At 55.1% G+C, this 19639-nt stretch carries 16 protein-coding genes; 11 read left to right on the top strand and 5 right to left on the bottom strand.

Annotated elements, in window-relative coordinates:
- Window positions 1-42 precede the first annotated feature (42 nt).
- Window positions 43-1017, top strand: a complete 975-nt coding sequence (locus tag RCA23_RS09010; RefSeq protein ID WP_044051437.1) for an XdhC family protein — start codon at window positions 43-45, stop codon at window positions 1015-1017.
- Complete coding sequence (locus tag RCA23_RS09005; protein WP_044050033.1) at window positions 1010-4210, top strand: 2Fe-2S iron-sulfur cluster-binding protein; 3201 nt, start codon at window positions 1010-1012, stop codon at window positions 4208-4210. The genes RCA23_RS09010 and RCA23_RS09005 overlap by 8 nt, the downstream gene beginning before the upstream one ends.
- Window positions 4211-4224: 14 nt before the next feature.
- Here the strand turns inward: RCA23_RS09005 and RCA23_RS09000 are convergent, their stop codons facing one another.
- Both RCA23_RS09000 and RCA23_RS08995 read right to left on the bottom strand, forming a co-directional pair.
- Entirely contained in the window at window positions 4225-5418 is a 1194-nt protein-coding gene (locus tag RCA23_RS09000) for a winged helix-turn-helix domain-containing protein (RefSeq protein ID WP_044050032.1), read from the bottom strand.
- Window positions 5405-6364, bottom strand: coding sequence for a glucokinase (locus RCA23_RS08995; RefSeq protein ID WP_044050031.1), 960 nt, complete (start codon window positions 6362-6364; stop codon window positions 5405-5407). The genes RCA23_RS09000 and RCA23_RS08995 overlap by 14 nt, the downstream gene beginning before the upstream one ends.
- A gap of 197 nt (window positions 6365-6561) precedes the next feature.
- Between RCA23_RS08995 and RCA23_RS08990 the strand changes: the two genes are divergently transcribed.
- Complete coding sequence (locus RCA23_RS08990; protein WP_044050030.1) at window positions 6562-7332, top strand: HpcH/HpaI aldolase family protein; 771 nt, start codon at window positions 6562-6564, stop codon at window positions 7330-7332.
- Between the two features lie 42 nt (window positions 7333-7374).
- Here the strand turns inward: RCA23_RS08990 and RCA23_RS08985 are convergent, their stop codons facing one another.
- The 3 genes from RCA23_RS08985 to RCA23_RS08975 are packed head-to-tail and all read right to left on the bottom strand — an operon-like array spanning window position 7375 to window position 9721.
- Complete coding sequence (locus tag RCA23_RS08985) at window positions 7375-8439, bottom strand: methyltetrahydrofolate cobalamin methyltransferase (RefSeq protein WP_044050029.1); 1065 nt, start codon at window positions 8437-8439, stop codon at window positions 7375-7377.
- 12 nt (window positions 8440-8451) lie between these two features.
- Complete coding sequence (locus RCA23_RS08980) at window positions 8452-9378, bottom strand: methylenetetrahydrofolate reductase (protein WP_044050028.1); 927 nt, start codon at window positions 9376-9378, stop codon at window positions 8452-8454.
- Window positions 9379-9415: 37 nt separating this feature from the next.
- On the bottom strand, window positions 9416-9721 hold the full coding sequence (locus RCA23_RS08975) for a virulence factor (RefSeq protein WP_044050027.1): 306 nt from the start codon (window positions 9719-9721) through the stop codon (window positions 9416-9418).
- A gap of 228 nt (window positions 9722-9949) precedes the next feature.
- Between RCA23_RS08975 and RCA23_RS08970 the strand changes: the two genes are divergently transcribed.
- From RCA23_RS08970 to RCA23_RS08935, 8 genes are all read left to right on the top strand, one after another.
- Complete coding sequence (locus RCA23_RS08970) at window positions 9950-11065, top strand: Ppx/GppA phosphatase family protein (protein ID WP_044050026.1); 1116 nt, start codon at window positions 9950-9952, stop codon at window positions 11063-11065.
- A 6-nt stretch (window positions 11066-11071) separates the two neighbouring features.
- A complete protein-coding gene (locus tag RCA23_RS08965) occupies window positions 11072-11782 on the top strand; it encodes an RlmE family RNA methyltransferase (RefSeq protein WP_044050025.1) in 711 nt (236 codons plus the stop codon).
- Window positions 11783-11854: 72 nt separating this feature from the next.
- Window positions 11855-13330, top strand: coding sequence for a glycerol kinase GlpK (gene glpK / locus RCA23_RS08960; RefSeq protein WP_044050024.1), 1476 nt, complete (start codon window positions 11855-11857; stop codon window positions 13328-13330).
- 779 nt (window positions 13331-14109) lie between these two features.
- Complete coding sequence (locus RCA23_RS08955; RefSeq protein WP_044050023.1) at window positions 14110-14481, top strand: hypothetical protein; 372 nt, start codon at window positions 14110-14112, stop codon at window positions 14479-14481.
- Between the two features lie 642 nt (window positions 14482-15123).
- Window positions 15124-16218 carry a TRAP transporter substrate-binding protein gene (locus RCA23_RS08950; RefSeq protein WP_044050022.1) on the top strand — a complete coding sequence of 365 codons (1095 nt, stop codon included), beginning with the start codon at window positions 15124-15126 and terminating at the stop codon, window positions 16216-16218.
- A 72-nt stretch (window positions 16219-16290) separates the two neighbouring features.
- Complete coding sequence (locus RCA23_RS08945; RefSeq protein WP_052377271.1) at window positions 16291-16905, top strand: TRAP transporter small permease subunit; 615 nt, start codon at window positions 16291-16293, stop codon at window positions 16903-16905.
- 29 nt (window positions 16906-16934) lie between these two features.
- On the top strand, window positions 16935-18299 hold the full coding sequence (locus tag RCA23_RS08940) for a TRAP transporter large permease subunit (protein WP_044051435.1): 1365 nt from the start codon (window positions 16935-16937) through the stop codon (window positions 18297-18299).
- Complete coding sequence (locus RCA23_RS08935) at window positions 18296-19633, top strand: amidase (RefSeq protein ID WP_052377109.1); 1338 nt, start codon at window positions 18296-18298, stop codon at window positions 19631-19633. The genes RCA23_RS08940 and RCA23_RS08935 overlap by 4 nt, the downstream gene beginning before the upstream one ends.
- Window positions 19634-19639 lie beyond the last annotated feature (6 nt).

Here is a 19639-nt window from a genome sequence, read left to right as displayed (position 1 = left end):
TGGCAGCTTATGTGGTATTTGGAAAACAATGGGGCCGTTGAAATGGCAGTCGCAGAAGAGATGACAGCAATGGCCTTGCGGCTGCACCGGCAGGGGCAGCCTGTGGCGCTGGCGACGGTTATGGCCACATGGGGATCTGCGCCTCGGCCCGTTGGCGCTCAGATGTTGATTTGCGCAGATGGCAGCTTTCACGGGTCTGTCTCAGGCGGCTGCGTTGAAGGCGCGGTGGTCTTGGAGGCGCTGGAGGCATTGGAGGCGGGGCAGTGCCGACGCCTGCGCTACGGGGTTGCCGATGCGGATGCTTTCGCTGTCGGGCTGGCCTGTGGCGGTGAGATTGAACTGGTGGTCGAGCCCGTGGGGCAGGGTCAGGGTGTGGATCCGGCCATGCTGGAGCGTCTTGTTGAAGCGCAATCAGCCCGACAGCCTATTGCAGTGAGGTTGGACTTGTCCAGCTGGCAGCGCGAATTGATTTTGGCGCAAACTGACCTTGCCGTTTTTGAGGCCGGTGTCGGGCTTGCGGGGGATGTCTTCACCTATGTGCAAACCGTGCCCCTGCGCTTGGTGATCATGGGCGCGGTGCATATTGCGCAATATTTGGCCCCAATGGCGCAGATGGCGGGCTATCTCGTGACCATCATTGATCCGCGCGACAGTTTCGCAAGCCCGGCCCGTTTTGATGGGCATGAGGTGATTGTCGACTGGCCAGAGGAGGCTTTGGCCAGACTGGCGCTCGATGGGCGCACAGCCTTTGTGACTCTGACGCATGATCCCAAAATGGACACGCCCGCGTTGCAACACGCAGTTGCAAGCGATGTATTCTATATCGGGGCATTGGGATCCACCCGCACCCATGCCAAGCGTCGCCAGTCCATGCTGGAGCTGGGGGTGAGCGCGGCGCAGTTTGCCCGAATTCAAGGGCCGGTGGGGCTCGACATCGGCAGCCGCACACCGGCAGAGATTGCCCTGTCCATTTTGGCGGCAATGACAGCAAAACTCAGAGGACGCGCCCATGGCTAAGCTGTTTTCAGATCGCAATCGCCCGGTGCATATGGGGCGCTTTCCTACGGAAATTTTGAAACGTAGCGGGCATATGCCCGATCTTGATGGGCTTGCCCCATGGCCGGATCTGTCCTTTCAGCGGCCCGCAGGCAGTGCCAGCTTGGTGCCGGCGATGGCGGAATTTCAAGCCATGATGGATGCGGTGCGCGATGGCCCGCAAAATCAAGCGCCCTCGGAAATTCCAGAGGACCGTCTCGAGCGCTCCCGTCACCTCAAATCCTTCGCCTATTTTAATGATATCTCCATGGTTGGCATAGCGCCTTTGGGCCAGGCGGACAGGTTGGCAGCTGCGCGGCGCAACCCGCAAATTGACCGCTTGTCCCATGCTCTGCAAACCCGCCAAACCAAGACTTTGGCCGCTGGCATTGATGTGATCATGGCGGATTTGAGAGAAAGCATGACGGCCAAGCCCCAGCCAATGGAGCATCATACATATGCTTTGGTCTTTTTGGTGGCCTATCGGCGGGATCCGAGACCTGGCGAGAACGGCTGCGATTGGGTGCAAGACGCGCAGGCCGAACGCGCGGCCGTTCTGGGGACAGAAACCGCCACGGTTTTGGCCAATTATATTCGAATTTTGGGGTACAGTGCGCGGGCGCATTCGGCCACCACCTGTGATGTGGATTTGGCCCGCTTGGCGGTGAAGGCTGGCTTGGCGCAGGTGGCGGGTGATGAAATCACCCATCCTTGGTTGGGTCAAAGATTTGGTTTGGCCGCCGTCACCACCGATATGGCGCTGGCACCCGATTTGCCTTTGGCCGCCGATCAACCGCAATCCGCCCTTATGGGCTTGGATTGGACTTTGGGCCGCCATGGCGGCGCGAGCCGCCGCTCTCATGATCCCTATGCGCGGCGAGAATACGCCCAGGGTGCCCATCCGTTTGAAACCCTAAAGCGCGTTGAGACCCCCACGACCTATATTGATGAGCCGAATGTGGCCCGTGTGCCCAAACGCACGGATATGTTCGCTCGCGCGCAATTTGGCGATATGGGACCGGCGCTGCAAAAGGGCGCCACGGCGGGTCACTACGCGCGCAAGGCTGCGCCCAGCTCTGCGCAACGCCGGCTGCTCGGTGCCTTTGTGCTTTTGCAGGACGGGGAGCCGGCCGCCCATGCGCAACAGATTGCGCCCGAGGTGGCAGCCGATAACATCAAAGGGGCCAGTTATTTTCTGGGCATTGATGCCACCGGCCTGTCGCGCTGCCCTGAATGGTCGTGGTATTCCCATGACGCCCGCGGCGCGCCCATCCTGTCGCCCCATGATCAGGCCATCAGCATGATTGTTGATCAAGGGTTTGAAACGATGGAAGGCGCTTCTGGTGACGATTGGATCTCCGTGGCGCAATCCATGCGGGCCTATCTGCGGTTTTCCCTTCTGGGCGGCATCATTGCGCAACATATCCGAAACTTGGGCTATATGGCCAAGGCGCATACGGTGATGGATGGTGAGGTGTTGCAACCGCCCTTGCTTTTGCTCTCCGGTTTGGGGGAGGTCAGCCGTATCGGCGAGGTGATCCTTAACCCCTTTCTGGGTCCACGTTTGAAATCTGGTGTGGTGACCACGAGCCTGCCGCTGTCCCATGATAAGCCAATAGATTTTGGCCTGCAGCGCTTTTGCCAAAGCTGCAATAAATGCGCGCGCGAATGCCCCTCAGGGGCAATCACGGCTGGGCCAAAATTGATGTTCAACGGCTATGAAATTTGGAAATCTGACAGTCAAAAATGTGCCAGCTATCGTATCAGCACCCCGGGCGGCGCTATGTGTGGACGCTGCATGAAAACCTGCCCTTGGAACCTTGAGGGGTTGTTTGCCGAAGCGCCTTTCCGCTGGGCGGCAATGAACGTGCCACAGATGGCGCCAGTTTTGGCAAAAATGGATGATATGGCCGGTCATGGTGAGCTGAACCCGGTCAAAAAATGGTGGTGGGATTTGGAATTGACCGAGGCGGGGGGATATCGCCCCACAGCCCATCCGATCAATGCTCGATCCTTGCAAAAAGATTTGGATTTGAAGTACGACGACCAGACTTTGGCGGTGTATCCCGCGCCCTTGGCGCCCCATCCCTTCCCATATCCGGCCCCGATGGACCGCGAAGCTGGAATTGAGGCCTATCAAGCCATGATCACAGCAGAGGTCTATCAAGAAAAATCTGCCACAGGTGCGCGAGATCACTTGCATCTTTACCAAAACGATCACGAAGCGCCGGTCATTCAAATGTCGGTCGCTGAGGTGGAAGATTGGCCGGGTGCGGTCAAGAAATACAGGCTTGTGGCGGTGGATGGCGCGGATTTGCCTCGATGGACGGCGGGGGCGCATTTGGACATTGTTGTCGCGCCTGAATTTTTGCGGCAATATTCCATGTGCGGCGATCCTGCCGATCGCAGCTGTTATGAAATCGCAGTGCTGCAGGAGCCCGAGGGGCGGGGGGGCTCGCAATTGATGCACCGAATTTTTGAGCCCGGCCGGCGCGTTTTTGTCTCCAAACCTATCAATCATTTTGAATTGGAACCTTCGGCCAAGCTGTCCTTACTCTTTGGCGGCGGTATCGGTGTGACGCCGATGCTGGCCTTTGCCCATGAGCTTCATCGCAAAGGGGGAGCGTTTCGCCTGATGTATTCAGCCAGTCAAAAGTCAAAGGCTGCCTTTGATGGCGCATTTGACGGCTTGTCTTGGGCCGATCGGGTCAGCCGGTATTACTCCGATCAGGGCACGCGCCTTGATATTGCTCGAGAAGTGCCGCCCTATGAAGCCGGGACGCATATTTATGTATGTGGGCCAGATGCTTATATGAGCGCCATTTTAGACCATGCCCGCTCTATTGGTTACCCGGATGCGGCGCTGCATGCTGAGTTCTTTACCGTGCCGGAGCTGCCGGAATGGGAAAACCATCCCTTTGAGATTGAGCGGGCGACTGGGCAAAAAATTCCAGTCACGGCCACGCAATCGGCCAGTGATGCGCTGATCGCCGCAGGGATACCGGTGGATGTGAAATGTGCTGATGGGCTCTGCGGTGTGTGCAAATGCACGGTGCTATCTGGTGAGGTGGAGCACCGTGACTTTGTGCTCTCGGCGGCGCAGCGCGAAACCACTGTCATCCTGTGCCAAAGCCGAGCAGCCGAGGCGGGCGGGGTGCTGAAGCTGGATATTTGACCGAAATTACTGCCTTAAATACTCCGCAAAACCTCCAGGCCGGAGATGTCGCGGCAGTCAGCCAGCAGGCAGATTCGTTTGAGCTCTGCCATGAGCCTTTCCATGCGTGCGGGGGTAAATTTTACATCAGCTTCAGGCCAAAACCCTATAATGTCAATGACATTTTTCTTTCTATTGGCCTTGATCTCTATGCGGGAAATAAGGGCGCTGCCTTCTAATATTGGAAAGACATAATACCCATATTGGCGTTGCGCAGCTGGAACGAAAACCTCGATGCGATAGGAAAAGCCAAAAAACTCTTCCGCGCGTGCACGATTGCGCAGCGCCGGATCGAATGGGCTGAGAATGCGCAGGCGGTTGGAGGTGGCCAAAGGCTCTTGTAGGCTGGGCCAGTCTTGCGTGAACACCACCCGGTCGCGCAGTTGGCCGTTGGCGGCTTCGGTTCTAATGTCGCGCAGCGCGCCCGATTTAAGCCCGCTCGTGATCCAGGCCCGGGCCTCGGCAACGGTCACAAAGTCATAAAATTCACTCACTTCTTTCGCAGTGGCAAATCCCAGGGCGCGCAGTGCCCCTCGGCAGGCCCAATCTCGGCTTTCATTAAGCGAGGGATGGGCGTTGCGTATGTCTTGTGGAATGACATTTTCCGTCAAATCATAGAGTTTGCGAAACCCCTCGCGCCGGCTCACGGTGATGCGGCCCGTGCGCCACAGATATTCGAGGGCGGTTTTCGAGGGGTGCCAATCCCACCAACCGCCGGTCCCGCGCTGTTCATTCGCGCCGACTTCCCCCGATCCTAAGGGTCCATGCCGGGCGATCTGTTCCAAGACTGTTTCGGTCTGCGCCAAAAAATCCCCACGGTGCCAGGCCTTCCACCGCTTTTGAACCTGTTCTGCGTCGCGGATGAATTTGTGGCGCCAATGGGGAAAGGCGGAAATCGGCAAGATCGAGGCATCATGAGTCCAAGCTTCAAACGCCTCCCGGCTATGATCAACCATCTTGCGCAATGCGGGCGGGCGATAGCTTTGCTGCCGCGACCAAAGAATTAAGTCATGTGCCCGGGCAAGGGTGTTGATGCTGTCGACCTGCACAAAATTCAGCGCACGCAGGGTCTGATCCAGCCGCGTGCCGAGCGGTGGTTTTCGCAGCTGGTGACGGTCTAAGAAGTGCTGGCGGACCTGGGCGTTTGGAAGAATGTCAGAGCTTGTCATGCCCGTGATGTTGCAGATGTGCAATGCATCCGACAAGGGGCGCGTGATCGTCTTGCACCAAATGTACGGAGAATTGGTCCATAAATTCCGCAAATCTTCCCTTGGCGACAAAGGCGCGGTGAAATGCGCTGTCGTGATAATAGTCTGCCAAGACCTGGGCCATGCCGCCGACAAGGTAAATGCCGCCAAAGGGCAAATGTGTCAGGGCAAGGTTGCCACAGACGCAGCCCAAAACCTCCAGCATGATATCAACCGATTTGCGCGCATGAGGATCGCTGCGCAAATTCGACATGATATGGTGGGAGCTGGGGAAGGGTTGGCGCGGATCAAGCCCGGCAAGAAAGCCGTAAATATGCCCAAGCCCGCGGCCGGAGAGCACTTCTTCGGCCGAGGCGAACCCGAAGCGTTCGGTCAGGAATTGATGCAGCTCATAGATCTTAGGGCTGGGCACGGGTAAATTGACATGACCTGTTTCACTGCCCGGGACGGTGAGTTTTGGCCCTTCGCCCAAGACCACCGCCGAATTGAACCCGGTGCCAATATTGACAACCATGCGGTTGCCACTCTGGGCTGTGCCTTTCAAAATGCTGTGAAAGGCGGTGCTGGGTAGATGCGACAAGGCCATGCCTTGGGCCTGCATATCGTTCAGGATGGCGCCAAATGTCGCGCCTGTGGCGGCGCAGAGCTCAGCGCTGGTGACCGTCCAATCGAGATTGGTCAATTGACCCTCGTCAGTGCCGACAGGCCCGGCCACATCAATACAGACGGCATCAGGCCGCGCCTCTGGGGCCTGCTCCGCAAGATATTTTTGCAAAATTTCGACAACGCCGGATTGGTCCGTGTTGCGGTAGCGGTGAATTGTTTGGGTTTGCAGCTTTCCATCATTGGCCAGAGCTACGCGGGTATTGGTGCCGCCCACGTCTGCGACCAAATAATGCTGTCCCATGTTCTTTTTCCAACTTCCATACCACTCAGGCAGCTGCATACTTTATTTCGCCCAATCCGTGCAAGGGCGTTGGGCCCGATAGTTGGCGAAGCGAGCCAAAATCAGGGGGAGCGGATTTTGCCCGCATAACAACTCAGCGCTTGCTTTTCGCGGCAATCGTAGAGATGCTTTTAACTCTGTAATTAAAGGATCAGATCATGCCCGCACCCAAAAACAAATTGAAAGCCGCCCTCGCGCGCCGAGAGTTGCAAATTGGCATTTGGCTAGGCCTGTGCAATCCGGCGGTGGCGGAGATGGCCGGGGCAGCCGGCTATGATTGGTGTTTGATTGACGGGGAACACGGGCCGAATGACTTGCCGTTGATGGCGGCGCAACTGCGCGCATTGGACGGGCGCGGGGCCAGTGCTGTGGTGCGTGTGCCGCAGGGCGAAGATTGGATTTTGAAACAGGTTTTGGACATCGGGGCGCAAAGCGTTTTGGTGCCTATGGTGGAAACCGCAGAGCAAGCGCAGCAAGTGGTGGAGGCCTGTAAATATGCACCCGAGGGGCGGCGCGGGGTGGGCTATGCCCTGGCGCGGGCCAGTGGCTACAATGCCATTCCAGATTACGCCAAAACAGCCAATGATCAGATTTGCGTCATGGTGCAGGTCGAAACGCGCGCCGCTATGGCCAATATTGCGCAAATCGCCCAAGTGCCAGGCATTGACTGCATCTTTATTGGCCCGGCGGATTTGAGCGCGGATATGGGGCATTTGGGTGACTTGAACCACCCGGAGGTCTTGGAGGTTATTGCGCAGGGGATGAAGGATATCAAAGCGGCAGGGCTCTGCGCTGGCACGATTTGTTTCGATCCAGAAGATCAGCAGCGCTTTATCGCACAGGGCGGGTGTTTTCTTGGGGTTGCCGCTGATGTGGTGACGTTGCAATCGGCGCTGGCGCAAAATGTCGCCCAAGCGCGCCAGCTTTAAGGGGCGCTGCCCGGCCAAAGGCCGGGCAGGGATGTTGCAGCCTTAACCCCGACGGCGCTTGCGGCCACCGCGGCCACCCGCATCACTGCCAGGAATTTTGTTGAAATTGATCCAAGCGGCCCCGCTTGGGTCGCAATCCATCAAGAAATTGGCGGCCCGGATGGCTTCCATTTCTTTGCCGGGTTTGCTCGACATGGACCCCATGCCAAAGAGGGTGACGAAAGTTTCATCATCCATACCATCTGGCAAGATGATGCCCGCCGCGGCAATCGCGGCTTTCTTTTCGGCAATCTTGGTTTGATTGACCGGCAAGGCGACCGGGTTCATGATGGCTGAGGTCATGCCCGCGGCCATGGCCATCGGCAGGAAGGCATTGTTGATGCCATGACGATTGGGCAGGCCGAAGGAGATATTCGATGCACCACAGGTGGTGTTCACACCCAATTCCTCACGCAAACGCCGGACCAGAGTGAAGACTTGCAAGCCAGCAGATCCCATTGCGCCAACGGGCATCACCAGCGGGTCAACAACGATGTCATGGGCCGGAATGCCAAAGTCAGCGGCGCGCTCAACGATCTTTTTTGCAACGGCAAAGCGCACGTCAGGGTCCTCGGAGATGCCGGTGTCATCATTGGAAATGGCCACCACAGGCACATTGTATTTTTTCACCAATGGCAGCACCATTTCGAGGCGCTCTTCCTCCCCTGTTACGGAGTTGAGAAGTGGGCGGCCTTCGGCGGCGGCCAGGCCATTTTCCAAAGCGCCTGGCACCGAGCTGTCGATGCACAGGGGTGTGTCAACCACAGCTTGCACCCGTTCGATCAAGGCGCGCATCAAGGTTGGCTCGACAAAGTTATTATCCGCATAGCGCGGATCTTCGGCCATTTTGTTTGAAAAGACAGCTCCAGAGTTGATGTCCAAGATCGTGGCTCCCGCGGCCGTTTGGGCAATGGCATCGGCTTCCACACGAGAGTAATCTCCCGCTTCCAGCTCTGCATTTAAGATCTTGCGGCCTGTTGGATTAATGCGCTCACCAATCACGCAGAAGGGCTCATCAAAGCCGATGATGGCTGTCTTGGTTTTTGACTCTACAACAGTGCGTGTCATATTTGGAAATCCTTAGGATTGAGAAGCTGGAGCGGCGGAGGTGCCGCCGTTTTCGATGGCCCAATTGGCATTGGTTTTTATCCCGCCAAGCGGAAAGAAATGGACATGTGAAATGCCAAAATCCGGATTAGCGACTTTATGGGCCGCAAGATCGCTCAAGAACTCATTGGGGGTGAAGGGCAAAAGCAATTTGGTGAGATCTTTAGCGCGGCGTTGGAGCACCCGCAGAGAGGCGCCCACACCACAGGCAATCGAAAATTTGATCAAGGTTTGCAGTTTTGCCGGGCCGGCCACACCGATATGTATCGGCAGGGTGATGCCATTGGCCGCAAGATCATTGGCCCAGTCGATCACCGGGGCCGCTTCAAAACAAAACTGCGTTGCAATGGCCATATCTGCGTCGGATGTGTCTGAAAATGCCTGCTTCCAGCGCAGGGCCGCGTCCACATTGGTCATGGAGCCATCGGGATCAATATCTTTGTTGCCCTCAGGATGCCCCGCCACATGCAAACGCTTGAAACCCGCGTCGCCAAAGGCACCGCTTTCAAGCAATTGCATGGAGCTGTCGTAATCGCCGTGGGGCTGCGTCACACCGCCCGCGAGGAGCAAGGCTTGTTCAACGCCCGCTTCGTCCTGATACATGGCGATCCAATTGCGCAATGTGGCCTCATCTTTGATGATCCTTGCGGGGAAATGCGGCATAACGGCAAAACCTTCGCCCGCGATGCGCTTGGCAGTGGCCACCATATCTTCAATGGGTGTGCCCTCAATATGCGCGATGTACACGCGCGTTGCGGCCGGGAGAATCTCGCGGAAATCTTCAATTTTCTCCGCCGTGCGTGGCATGACCTCAATGGAGTAATCTTTTAGAAAGCTTTCGACCTGCGGGTTGATCTCGACACCTGCCGTGTCTTTGGATCCAAAATTGAGTAGGGCCATGGGCCGCTCCTTCTTTTCAACTGGTAACTTGAGGGATCTAGGCCTGTATGGCCCAGCCATCATTGGCTATGAGCTGCTTGATTTTTTCTTGATCATATTCTGCGTCGAGACGGGCGGCTTCTGAATGGGCCACTTCGGCCTGGTCGCCATCAACCACATAGGGCTCGGCCTTGCGCCATTCGGCCAGGTAGGCATCCGTATCTTCGGCGCCGATCTTCATGGCTGCGCGGTCAATGGCCTGCTCAAAACGCTCTGGCAGTTGCACTTTTGACGCTTTGCGCCCCTTGCCGACAATGACTTGGGCCGGGATGTCACGCCAATACACTACAATTACATCTGCCATAATGATTCCTCACAACTGTGTCACGGATTACTAGGTGCAACTGATCTCAAAACAGGGTCGAATTTCGACAATTGAGCCGGTGGGAGCGACTTTCCTGTCATGCCAAAACCGATGCGCCATGAAAAGGCGGTTAATTCGGAAAAATTGGCAATAAGTTTATGAGTGATTGCAAGGCACCATCGAAGCGCTTAGGTTAGAGGTAACTCGAAACTCGAAAGGCGTATAAGTATGACGCCACAGCGTCCTCGGTCTGCGGATGCGATTCCCAAAGCGGTTGAGTCAACCGCAGGCCTCAAGGCCCAGGTTCATCCGCTTTATGCGGCCTTGGATCTCGGTACAAATTCGTGCCGCATGTTGATTGCGCAACCCGATGGGGCGCAATTCAAAATTGTGGACAGCTTTTCAAAATCGGTCCAGCTGGGGCAGGGTTTGGAAGAAACGGGGCGGCTCAGCCGTGTCTCCATGGATCGCACCTTGCAGGCTTTGCGGGTGTGCAGCCAAAAATTGCGGCAATATCGCGTGAAAAAAATGCGTTTGGTGGCCACAGAGGCCTGCCGGCGCGCGGCCAATGGCGCCGAGCTCATGCGGCAGGTCCGCAAAGAAACTGGCCTGAAATTGGAAATTATCAAGGCGGAGGAGGAAGCGCAGTTGGCGGTTCTGTCCTGTGCCCCTTTGGTGACCCGCGACACAGATCAGCTATTGGTTGTCGATATCGGTGGGGGGTCCACCGAACTGGTTTGGATTGATCTGGTGGATGTACAACCCAAATTGCGCAGCCGCGCGATCATGCATATGCACCGTGGGTTTCGGTCGGGTGAGCGTCCGAATAAATACGGGGCCAAGGTGGTGGATTGGATCTCAGTGCCTTTAGGTGTCGCGACCCTGCGCGATTTGTTCAATGATGTGGATGACGACGCGGGACGCTTTGCTTTGATGAGCCTGTTGTTTGAGGAAAAGTTGGAAAGCTTTATTCCTTATGACCGCGCGTATAAAATGGAGCATTTCCAGATCATTGGCACAAGCGGCACGGTGACGACCGTTGCAGCCAGCCACTTGGGGTTGCAGCGTTATGATCGCAATAAAGTGGATGGGCTGGCGATGTCTTCGATTGAAATTGACAAGGTGATCCACGATTATCTGCGGCTTGGCCCGGTCGGACGGCAAAATGATCCGCGGATCGGCAAGGATCGCCAAGCGCTGATCATGTCTGGGGCGGCAATTTTACAAGCCTTGCTGCGCTGCTGGCCCACCCATAAACTGTCTGTGGCCGATCGAGGCCTGCGCGAGGGTTTACTCTATGCACAAATGAGCGCAGACGGTGTTTTGCGCGAACAAAAGAGCTGAGGCGATATGGCAAAAATTCCAGGCAATAACAGTGGTCGCGGTCAGCGGGATCTGCGCGTTAAGGTGAAAACGGCGCGGGGTCGGAAACTTTCCTCGACGCTGTGGCTGGAGCGGCAGCTGAATGATCCCTATGTCAAGCGTGCCCAAGCGGATGGGTATCGTGGACGTGCGGCCTATAAAATCCTTGAACTTGATGATAAATTTCGCTTTTTGGTGCCCGGAGCGCGGGTTGTGGATTTGGGCTGTGCGCCGGGCGGATGGTGCCAAGTGGCGGTCAAACGCATCAACGCATTGGGCACGCGGCAGGGCAAGAAGATCGGCACGATTTTGGGTGTGGATCTGCAAGAAGTGGAAAGCATCCCGGGCGCGGAAATTCATGTGCTGGATTTCATGGAAGATGATGCGGATGCTAAGGTGAAAGCCTGGCTTGATGGGCCTGCTGATGTGGTGATGTCGGATATGGCCGCGGCCTCGTCGGGACATAAGCAAACGGACCATCTGCGCATTATTGCACTGTGCGAAGCGGCCGCCTATTTTGCCTTTGACGTGCTGACACCTGGTGGCACTTTTGTGGCCAAGGTTTTGGCCGGCGGCGCAGAAGGGGAGCTGCAAGCGCTGCTCAAGCAAAAATTTACCAAAGTCATGAATATGAAGCCGCCTGCATCACGCTCGAATTCCTCAGAGAAATTCGTCGTGGCCACTGGATTTCGCGGTTAAATTCCCTTTACATCCCCCCTGTAGTCGCGGCACATTTTGAATTCGAAATGTCCTTAACCGGCGGGAGTTTTCATGACCTATATTCTGGCTATCGACCAAGGCACCACGTCGAGCCGTGCCATTCTTTTTGATAAAGACATGCGCCCGGTCCAGTCCTGCCAGCAAGAATTTCCACAATATTTCCCGCAATCGGGATGGGTGGAACATGATGCACAGGAGATTTGGGCCTCTGTGCAAGCGGTTGTTGGCGGTGTGATGGCGCAAGCGGGCTGCACGGCCAAAGATATCGCCGCCATCGGCATTACCAATCAACGCGAAACGACCCTTGTATGGGACCGCAACACCGGTGCCCCAATCCATAAGGCGATTGTTTGGCAAGATCGGCGCACATCTGCATTTTGCGATCGTCTGCGCGCCGAGGGACATGAGGCAGAAATCACGCAAAAGACCGGCCTTTTGCTTGATCCTTATTTTTCCGCCACAAAGCTGCATTGGCTTTTGACGCATGTAGAGGGGACAGCCGAGCGTGCGGCCCGGGGCGAGTTGCTCTTTGGGACGATGGACAGCTATTTGATCTGGAAACTGACTGAAGGGCGCGCCCATGTGACAGATGCAACCAATGCGGCCCGCACCATGCTCTATGACATTCGTCAAGGTTGCTGGGACGCGCAAATCTGCGCGCTGATGCAGGTGCCGCCGGCGATGCTGCCCGACGTGCGCGACTGCGCCTCAGAGTTTGGGACAACCACCTTATTTGGCGCAGATATACCAATTCTTGGTGTGGCGGGGGATCAACAGGCCGCGACCATCGGACAGGCGTGCTTTGAGCCGGGGATGTTGAAATCGACCTACGGCACGGGCTGTTTTGCACTTCTGAACACCGGCGATACTTTGGTGACATCGAAAAATCGGATGCTTGGCACAATTGCCTATCAGTTGGGCGGCAAGCCGACCTATGCCTTGGAAGGCTCAATCTTTATCGCCGGGGCGGTGGTGCAATGGCTGCGCGACGGGCTCGGGCTTATTTCTGCGGCGCATGAAACTGCTGACATGGCCGCCGCCGCCGACCCCACCCAATCGCTGTATCTTGTGCCGGCGTTTACCGGGCTCGGCGCGCCCTATTGGAACGCCGACTGTCGCGGCGCGATCTTCGGTTTGACCCGCAATTCTGGCCCCAAGGAATTTGCCAAAGCGGCGCTGCAAAGCGTAGGCTATCAAACCCGCGATCTACTTCTGGCGATGCAAGATGACATGGGAAGGCCAGGGGAGGCTGTGTTGCGCGTCGATGGGGGCATGACAGCCTCCGATTGGACCATGCAATTTCTCTCAGATATTCTCGGCGCGCCTGTGGATCGCCCTAAGGTTCTGGAGACCACAGCTTTGGGGGCAGCTTGGCTGGCCGGCTCACGCGCTGGAATTTACCCAGACCAACAAGGGTTCGCAGACAGCTGGGCCTGCGATCGCCGCTTTGAGCCGCAAATGGACGCGCCGCGCCGCGATAGGCTCTATTCGGGATGGCAAGACGCTGTAAGCCGAACTCTGGTCTAAACACTCTGGGCGCGGAGCGCATCTTCTATGGTGCAATAGGACAGCAGGTTGTGGGGGGCTTCCCTATGAATTGGCTGCTAGGAATTGGCTGCATGGTCCGACTGACCTGGCCAGTAGTCTCCGCTTGAGCGCAAAGCAGGGCAGATGTCCGCAAACCCATGCGCTTCCGGTTGAAAGTAAACAAAAGGTGATCGCGATGGTGCCACCGTTTTTCAAGCGGAACTGGAGCAAGAGGGAATTGGGGGCACCAAGCGCACATCAGTAAAGCTCTCGTTTCAGCATCAGTTCTAGAGCGAAACATATGAACTAGGCAGGCGTCCCGGAGGCTGAAAAGCCCTGGGACGCCTTTGAGGTTTTAGAGAAAGTGGTTTAGGGACATGTTATTACTTGCACTTTGTCACCTTGCCCCAAACCGGGTCGTCTTGGTTAATCATTATTGCAGAGTTAGGCTTTGGGTGGTTTGTTTTGGTAGGATATATAACAGACATCTACACAATATAGTTGCCAAGCCAAAACACTTTGCTCGGTTGCAACACCGGCCTGCGGCGGCCTGCCTCCCAGTAGCCCAGTAGCCCAGTAGCCCCTTAGGCGCATTCAGCGCCTCAACTTACTGATATATGTATCGTTCAAATATTGCAGCGGTTCCACCACCGCATATATGTGCCCACCCAAGCCGGCGTTGCCCTCTTTTTCAATGTTGAAAGGGCGTTATGCAGAGGGCTTTATAATGACACAGTAGCAGCCGTTGCCTTTGCGCTCAAAGACGCTACCTCATAAAAATGAAACGGTTCGCAATAGTTCTTTCGTTTGCATTCATCGGGACCACCATTTTGGCCGATGTACGGTATAGCTGTGTTGAACTTGATCGCATTTCGCTGTCGGCAGACGGGCGCATGAGCCCCGCATTTCCAGGACGGATTTTAAATTTTTTACAAGAAGGACAAAATCTTACTGGCGACGGTGTGTTTTATCACGACATCTATCACGTCACGCTTGATGGCGCCTCTGGATTTCGTGCCCGTGCGCAATCTGAGGAGCGTGACGATTTGTATTGGCTCGACGCGGGGATATTGTTTCACACTGCGATCATAAAATATCGATCAGAGCCAGTTATACAGTCGCAAGCCTTTGCCTGCACGGTCGTTGAATAGGACTTGGGTTTCGAAAATCGCGTGGTGACGTGAGCAAGTTATCAGACTCGCACTGGTTTGATCGACGCACCTCAGCTGTGCGGCGCGATGGGGTGCAGGGGATCCGCCAAACGGTTCGGCACTTAGACGTGGAGCCGAGAGAAGTTGCTCGTTTGCACTGAGCAGAAAGGTCGATTCGGAGGGTCTTACACTTTGAAAGACGCTATCTGGAATGAGCCTCAATCATTTTAACAAATTATTTTGGTAAAATTTTCTAACCAAATGACCCGAAATATGATGCTATGATTTCATCGAAAATATCATTTCAATATTTTCAATATAGACTGAATTATCCCGATTTTTTTAAATTAAATAGGTAATTATTCGAGGAATGCCTCATTTTCTCCAAATATGGGTTGCCGATGTTAGCGCCTATAATTTGGAACTTTCCATCTTTGGAGCGGCAATCTGTCCAATAAAATGCATAGGAATTGCTTGTCTTCGGCGATCTATTCGTCAACTGTTGGTTGAGGAGCTGGTGCTGTGAGGGCTTGGGTGTGAGGATCGGTGATCTTTAGAGGCCAAGTTAGGTGCGAGAACCCTAAAATAAAGTCTGGCGGCGCATTGCGTATCGTCAAACTCGAGAAATCCTTGGGAGGAAACATGACTGACACTCTGAATCGTAGAAAATTCCTGCGCGGCTCTGCCGTTGTAGGTGCCGCAGCATTGGCGACGCCAGCGATTGCCGCAAACCACACAACCACATTGAAAATGCAAGCAGCCTGGGGCGGCGGCATATTCTTAGAGAATGCGCAATCCTATGTGGATCGTGTTCACGCCATGGCTGGCAGCTCGCTGAAAATTGACCTTCTGGCCGTCGACTCGGTTGTCAAAACCAGCCAGATGCAAGACGCGGTGCACCGCGGCGTTCTGGACGCCGCACATTACGTGCCCGCTTATTGGTATTCCAAATCCAAAGCTGCGTCCTTGTTTGGCACCGGCCCATGTTTTGGTTGGTCGTCACAAGAAGTTTTGGGTTGGGTCAACTATGGCGGCGGCCAAGAGCTGTTCGACGAGCTCATGGGCACTTTGGGCCTGAATGTTGTATCCTTCTTCAACTCACCTATGCCAGCGCAGCCGCTGGGGTGGTTTAAAGAAGAGATCAAAAACGTATCGCAAATGGATGGTCTGAAATACCGTACGGTTGGTTTGGCCGCAGATGTATTGCTCGAAATGGGCATGTCTGTTGTTCAATTGCCAGGCGGGGAAATCCAGCCAGCGATGAAATCTGGCCTGATTGACGCGGCTGAGTTCAACAACCCGACGTCTGACCGCGATTTCGGGATGCAGGACGTCTCTAAAGACTATCACCTGGCGTCATTCCACCAGTCGCAAGAATTCTTCGAAGTCACGTTCAACAAGCGTAAGTTCGAAGCACTGCCCGAAGAGCTGCAGTCGATCTTGAAATATGCCTCCGAAGCTGAAAACTCCAACTTCTATTGGCATAACACCAAGCGCTATGCAGACGATTTGCAAACTTTGCAAAACGAACAGGGCGTGAATGTGCACCGGACTCCAGATGACGTTATGGCTGCACAATTGGCAGCTTGGGATGTGGTTGTTGACCGGATCTCGGCCGAAGATGCGTTCTTTGCGAAAGTCATCGAAAGCCAGAAAGCCTACGCCAAAAACGTCATGGGCTACCTGAACCTCAACCAGCCGGATTATAAGCTGGCCTATAACCACTATTTCGGTTGATCTGAACACACATGAGGTCCGGGGGCTTGTCTATGAGCCTCCGGATTTCGTATATCTTGAAGGGGCAAAGTGGTGATAAAATTAGTTCATGCAATCGAAGGTCTGAATATATGGGTCGGGCGCGCCTTTGGGTGGTGCATTCTGATCCTGACGCTGTCAGTCTCTTATGAGGTTTTCATGCGATACGTGCTCAACGCACCGACAGTTTGGGCTTTCGACATGATGGTGCAAATGTATGGGGCACTGTTTTTAATGGCCGGTCCCTACGCTTTGGCGCAGGATACGCATGTGCGCGGCGATGTGGTGTACCGCCTTTTCTCTGTGCGTTGGCAAGCCCGGGTCGACTTTTTGCTGTACCTTTTGTTTTTCTTCCCAGGCATTTTGGCACTGTTTTGGTACGGTTGGGAAATTGCATCTGACAGCTGGCGTTATAAAGAGGTGAGCTGGAACAGCCCGGCGCGGATTCAGATTTATTTCTTCAAAACACTCATCCCTCTGGCCGGTGCGTTGCTCTTGGTGCAAGGGGTTGCTGAGCTCATCCGCTGCTGGACGGCCATGAAAACGGGTCAATGGATGGAACGTCTGAGCGATGTGCGCGAGACTGAAGACATGCTGATGGATAGCGACGACCTGACAATCCCATCCCCTTTGAGCGGCGGTGAGCCAAGCTCGCGCGGTTCTCACTAAGCCTATGGCACTTTTTGAAAGATAAAATGATGACAAACCCTGAAGTCGCCATCCTAATGCTTTGCCTGTTTATCGTGCTGGTATTACTTGGATTTCCAATTGCTTTTACTTTGATCGCCATGGGCGTTGGCTTTGGCTATTACGCCTATTATCAAGGTCCTCCGGAAATGTTCTCGGATATTTTCAATAACAACATCTTCTACTTGCTGAACCAAAACACCTATTCGGTCATGGAGAACGACACGCTGGTCGCCATTCCTTTGTTTTTGTTCATGGGCTATGTGGTGGAACGGGCCAATATTGTGAACAGGCTGTTCTTTTCGCTCTATATGGCTGCGCGTAACTTGCCGGGCTCTTTGGCGATTGCCGCCTTGCTGACCTGTGCGGTGTTTTCCACGGCCTCGGGCATTGTGGGCGCGGTTGTGACATTGATGGGCTTGTTGGCCTATCCGGCCATGGCCAACGCCAATTATAACCGAAGCTTTGCCTCTGGTGTGATCTGTGCTGGCGGTACTTTGGGGATCTTGATCCCACCGTCAATCATGTTGATTGTCTATGCCGCCATCGGCAACCTGTCGCCTCTGCGCCTCTATGCAGCGGCCGTTTTTCCGGGCCTTTTGCTCGCGGGTCTCTACATTGTATATGTGATCGTCCGTGTTTGGATAAACCCAAAACTGGCGCCAAAGCCAAATCTGGATGACGTGCCGCCGCCTTCGAAAATCTACTGGGACCTTTTGGTGTCCTTTGTTCCGCTGACGGTGCTCATTGCTTTGGTTTTGGGCTCTATTCTGGGCGGCCTCGCAACGCCGGCAGAAGCGGCGGCTATGGGGGCATTGGGAGGTATCATCCTAGCGGTGATCTACCGCTCAATGACTTGGGATAAGCTCAAGGAAAGCGTCTTTCTCACCGCAAAAGCGACGGCGATGGTGTGCTGGCTCTTTGTTGGGTCTTGGACATTTGCATCGGTGTTTTCCTACCTCGGGGGGCATGATTTGATCAGCGATTGGGTCATCGGCATGAACTTGACCACGATCCAATTTTTGATCATGGCGCAGTTGATCATCTTCGTTCTAGGCTGGCCTTTGGAGTGGTCAGAAATTCTGATCATCTTCGTTCCGATCTTCTTGCCGCTTCTTGAGCCCTTTGGCGTGAACCCTTACTTTTTCGCGATGCTCGTGGCCTTGAATCTGCAGACATCGTTTTTAACGCCGCCCATGGCCATGTCGGCCTATTACCTTAAGGGTGTGCTGAAAAATCAGATCGAGCTGATTGAGATTTTCAAGGGGATTATGCCATATTTGGGCATTGTGATTTTCACAATGGTCTTGATGTATATTTTCCCTGGGATTGCCCTATGGTTCCCTGACTATCTGTTTGGTGTCTACGTCCCGTGAAGATAGCCCCCTACACATTAACAGCAACTGAGGCGGTGCAAGCCATCGCCTCAGGTCGCCTCTCCTCCGTGGACCTGGTGAAATCCTGCCTTGCGCAGATTGCAGATACGGATGCATCAATCAACGCTTGGGCCTATTTGGACCCGGAGAGCGCCTTGGCGCAGGCGGCAGAATGCGACCGCATTCGCAAAGCAGGGCTGGGCACCGGGCCTTTGCATGGTTTGCCCGTTGGTTTGAAAGATGTCATCGATACCCGCGATATGCCAACCCAGCGCGGGACTGATATTTTCAAAGATCGTCAGCCAGATAAAGATGCGCGCTTGGTCGAGCGTCTGCGTGAATCTGGGGCCGTGATTATGGGCAAAACGGTGACAACCGAATTGGCCTTTGTTCACGCCAATGACACCCGAAATCCGCACAATCCAGAGCACAGCCCTGGCGGCTCTTCCAGCGGCTCTGCCGCGGCCGTCGCGGCCTGCCACGTGCCTTTGGCAATTGGAACGCAAACCAACGGGTCTGTGATCCGGCCAGCATCCTTCTGCGGCACCTTTGGTTTTAAACCCACCCGGGGCGTGATCAGCCGGGCAGGGGTGTTGAAAACCTCCGATAGTCTCGATCAAGTTGGCTGTTTTGGCCGCTCGTTGGAAGATGTGGCATTGCTGACCGATGCCTTGGCAGGCTATGATCAGGCCGACAGCTGCAGCTTTGCCAGACCGCGCCCTCAAATGCGCGCCGGCGCGCAAGCTGAAGCGCCTGTTGCGCCAGATTTGGTCTGGTTCAACCTGCCATTTTATGACCGGCTTTCCCCCGACGCTCACGAAGGGATGGAGGCTGTTCTGGATGTGCTCGGTCCGCGGATCACGCGCATGGCGGCGGCCGATACTTTGGCCAACCTTGTAGCGGTACAGGCACGCATTCACGAATATGAAATTTGCCAACATCAAGCCGCAGTCTTTGATGCGAATTTCGAAGATCTGAGCCGCGAACTGCAGCTCATTGTGGCACGGGGTCGGAAAATTAGTGAAGCTGAGTACACAGATGCGCTTGCGGTGAAGGCCTCGGCCCAAACCTTCTTTGATGAGCTGTTTGTCGAATTTGATGCGATCATTGCCCCCTGCGCAACCGGGGAAGCCCCCAAATTTGGGTCAGGCACGGGCGATCCGATATTTTGCACCCTATGGACCCTGGCCGGTCTGCCCTGCGTCAGCCTGCCCCTTTTGGTGGGTGACAATAACCTCCCAATTGGCGTACAGCTCATCGGGCCAATTGAAAAAGATGACCGTCTTTTGCGCACCGCGCGATGGTTGCAACTCCACCTGGCGCAAGCCACCTAACGAAGG

This window comes from Planktomarina temperata RCA23, assembly GCF_000738435.1.
GTDB classification, from domain to species: domain Bacteria; phylum Pseudomonadota; class Alphaproteobacteria; order Rhodobacterales; family Rhodobacteraceae; genus Planktomarina; species Planktomarina temperata.
This window is presented reverse-complemented; position numbering and strand designations above follow the sequence as displayed.

Excerpts from the sequence above, each read along its gene's own strand:
- RCA23_RS09010 (WP_044051437.1), top strand. The coding sequence starts at position 43 with ATGGCAGTCGCAGAAGAGATGACAGCAATGGCCTTGCGGCTGCACCGG.
- RCA23_RS09005 (WP_044050033.1), top strand. The coding sequence starts at position 1,010 with ATGGCTAAGCTGTTTTCAGATCGCAATCGCCCGGTGCATATGGGGCGC.
- RCA23_RS09000 (WP_044050032.1), bottom strand. The coding sequence starts at position 5,418 with ATGACAAGCTCTGACATTCTTCCAAACGCCCAGGTCCGCCAGCACTTC.
- RCA23_RS08995 (WP_044050031.1), bottom strand. The coding sequence starts at position 6,364 with ATGGGACAGCATTATTTGGTCGCAGACGTGGGCGGCACCAATACCCGC.
- RCA23_RS08990 (WP_044050030.1), top strand. The coding sequence starts at position 6,562 with ATGCCCGCACCCAAAAACAAATTGAAAGCCGCCCTCGCGCGCCGAGAG.
- RCA23_RS08985 (WP_044050029.1), bottom strand. The coding sequence starts at position 8,439 with ATGACACGCACTGTTGTAGAGTCAAAAACCAAGACAGCCATCATCGGC.
- RCA23_RS08980 (WP_044050028.1), bottom strand. The coding sequence starts at position 9,378 with ATGGCCCTACTCAATTTTGGATCCAAAGACACGGCAGGTGTCGAGATC.
- RCA23_RS08975 (WP_044050027.1), bottom strand. The coding sequence starts at position 9,721 with ATGGCAGATGTAATTGTAGTGTATTGGCGTGACATCCCGGCCCAAGTC.
- RCA23_RS08970 (WP_044050026.1), top strand. The coding sequence starts at position 9,950 with ATGACGCCACAGCGTCCTCGGTCTGCGGATGCGATTCCCAAAGCGGTT.
- RCA23_RS08965 (WP_044050025.1), top strand. The coding sequence starts at position 11,072 with ATGGCAAAAATTCCAGGCAATAACAGTGGTCGCGGTCAGCGGGATCTG.
- glpK (WP_044050024.1), top strand. The coding sequence starts at position 11,855 with ATGACCTATATTCTGGCTATCGACCAAGGCACCACGTCGAGCCGTGCC.
- RCA23_RS08955 (WP_044050023.1), top strand. The coding sequence starts at position 14,110 with ATGAAACGGTTCGCAATAGTTCTTTCGTTTGCATTCATCGGGACCACC.
- RCA23_RS08950 (WP_044050022.1), top strand. The coding sequence starts at position 15,124 with ATGACTGACACTCTGAATCGTAGAAAATTCCTGCGCGGCTCTGCCGTT.
- RCA23_RS08940 (WP_044051435.1), top strand. The coding sequence starts at position 16,935 with ATGACAAACCCTGAAGTCGCCATCCTAATGCTTTGCCTGTTTATCGTG.